We start from the raw sequence: 2,842 nt of genomic DNA, 5'->3' as shown, positions 1-2,842 counted from the left end.
CAGCCACTCTGCCGGGTGCAGCCGCACCGTGTGAAGGAGTTTCATCAAAAAAGGAATCTCCGTCACTGCAACCTGCATCAGAATCCCCACAAGGACTGCCGCAAGCATCAGCGGATTTTTCCCAAGACTGCGTGAAAATGCCGAGCCCGTAAGCGAGCGCATGCCGACCGCATGAAAGAGCTCCGACAGCCCCAGAACAGTAAATGCATACGTCTGTGCCCGCAAAAGCTCCTGTCTGCTGAAAAATGCCCCCAGCGTGACTGCTGCAATCAGAGACCCGTAAAATACCATGCAGAACCACCCGCCTCCGGCAAACAGCGACTCGCCCGTCCGGCGCGGCGGCTGACGCATCAAGTTCTCCCGGTCGTTTCCATCCATGCCGAGTGCCAGCGCCGGAAGCGAGTCCGTAATCAGATTGATCCAAAGGATGTGCCCAGCTTCCAGCGGCGCCGGTATTCCGATAGCAACGGCGGCAAACATGGTTAAAATCTCCCCCAGATTGGAGGAAAGCAAAAACAGTATAGATTTTCGTATATTTTCATAGATGCCGCGCCCTTCCTCAATTGCCCTCTCGATCGTCGCAAAATTATCATCCGTCAAAATCATATCCGCCGCCTGCCGCGCCACATCGGTGCCGCCTTTTCCCATCGCGATCCCGATATCGGCTGATTTAAGCGCCGGCGCATCATTTACGCCGTCCCCGGTCATCGCCGTCACGCACCCGGCGCGTTTTAAAGCCCGCACAATCCGGACTTTATGTTCCGGCGACACCCGTGCAAAGACTGATACAGAACCGATTCGTTCCTCCAGAGCTCCCTCATCCAGCGTTTCCAGCTGCGCCCCCGTCATGCATTCTTCCCGCCGTTTGGCAATCCCCAGCTGCCTGGCGATCGCAAGCGCCGTGTCTGCATGATCTCCAGTGATCATGACCGTCCGCACAGATGCCCTGCGAAATGCCTCAACTGCCCCGGCTGCTGCCTCCCTCGGCGGATCCATCATGCCTGCCAGACCCAGAAATACCAGGTTCTGCTCCAGCTGTCCCACCTGTTTCTCCCACTTTCCATCCGGCATTTTTCCTATTTGAAGCTCCCTATATGCCCCCGCGAGTACTCGCAGGGCACGCGCGGACATACGCGTGATCTCCGCCTCAATCTCTGTCCGCCTCTCCCTGGTCAGCGGCACAATTTTGTCCTCTTCCATCTCATAACGACACCTTTTAAGAATCACATCCGGCGCCCCTTTTACACAAGAAATCCAGTTTTCTCCCTGCTCATGCACCGTCGTCATTCTCTTCCGATCCGAATCAAAGGGAATCTCCCCTTTCCGCGGATATCTCCGACGCAGATGCTCCGGAGAAACACCACAATTTTCACAAAATCCGTACAGCGCCCGCTCGGTGGCATCCCCCACCGTCTCCCCGGCATCGCTGCACAGCGCAAATACCTCCAAAAGCCGTTTTCCCACTTCTCTTTCCTTAGAGCGCGCCAATTCCTGTTCCGTATACTCCTGTCGATTTACATAACATGTCGTCACCGTCATCTCATTTTTCGTCAGCGTCCCTGTTTTATCTGAGCAGACCACGCTGACTGCCCCCAGTGTTTCCACGGACGGAAGACGGCGCACGATCGTGCCAGCCCGCGCCATTTTCGTCACTCCCAGCGCCAGCACAATCGTCACCGTCGTCGGAAGCCCCTCCGGCACGGCAGCTACCGCCAGGGAAATCGCGGTGAGCAGCATTTCCATCACGTCGCGCTTCTGCCAGACGGCGAGGGCAAATAATAAAACGCACAGCCCGATCGTAAGAATACTCAATAGTTTCCCCAGATCCGACAGCCTTTTTTGCAACGGTGTCTCCTCCTCCGGCGCCTCGCGGATCAGAGAGGCAATCCGCCCTACCTCCGTATTCATGCCGGTGGCGATGACAATTCCCTTTCCCCGCCCTGCCGTCACGTAAGAAGTCATAAATGTCTCATTTTTACGCTCTGCCACCGGAAGCGCACCGGCGGCTAAAAAATGGCTGTTTTTCTCAACCGCCCGCGATTCGCCGGTCAGCGCTGATTCTTCTGCCCGCATTTCTGCTGTCTCGGTAAGACGCAGGTCGGCTGGAACCTGCCGCCCGGCATCGAGCACGACCAGATCCCCCGGCACCAGCTCCCGCGCGGCAATCTCCCGCTCTTTTCCTTCCCGGATCACAACCGCCTCCAGCTGCGTCATCCGTTTTAAGGATTCGAGCGCTTTCTCCGCCTTCCCCTCCTGAATCACGCCCACCGTGGCATTTAATACGACAACCGCCAGAATTACCCCCGCATCGCCGTACTCGCCCAAAAGCAGGGAGATCCCGGCTGCCGCAAACAACACAAAAATCAGGGAGTCGCAAAGCTGTGCCCCGATGCGCACAATCAGACTCCGCGGTGGTGCTTCCCGCAGCTCATTTTTCCCATAATGGCGCTGCCGTACCTCCACTTCCGCTGCCGATAAGCCTGTCCGCAAATCGACCGAAAACTCCCTACACACCTCTTCCACCGTCCGGTTCTCATACATGCGCATTTCCCCCTTTTTCTGTCCCTGTTCTGTACTTTTCACAGACTGCATTTATTCATATGCGGAAAATAGGGGGGATTAGAACTGAATGGTTGGAATAAAGAAATGGAAAGCATAGTCCTGTTTGATGCTCAAATGGCATCGGAACTCTTATTGTTTCGATGCCATTCTATAAATTCTATGATTTAATTTTATCGTTCTGTTTCTGTCACATACCTTACACCTGTGGTTCCGGCTCCTGCGTCTGCGCGGCCGGTTTGCGCTCCATCGGCATATAACCTTCTTTCTTCCGCTGTATCGG

At 55.5% G+C, this 2,842-nt stretch carries 1 protein-coding gene; it reads right to left on the bottom strand.

The features are described 5' to 3' along the window. On the bottom strand, positions 1-2,541 hold a 2,541-nt coding region (locus QVO97_RS00480), incomplete at its 3' end, for a cation-translocating P-type ATPase (RefSeq protein ID WP_288188485.1). Positions 2,542-2,842 lie beyond the last annotated feature (301 nt).

The sequence above is a fragment of the Clostridium sp. CAG:43 genome (assembly GCF_000434655.1).
In the GTDB taxonomy this organism is placed as follows: domain Bacteria; phylum Bacillota; class Clostridia; order Lachnospirales; family Lachnospiraceae; genus Otoolea; species Otoolea fessa.
Note: the sequence above shows the minus strand (reverse complement) of the source record. Positions and strands in the feature narration are given on the sequence as shown.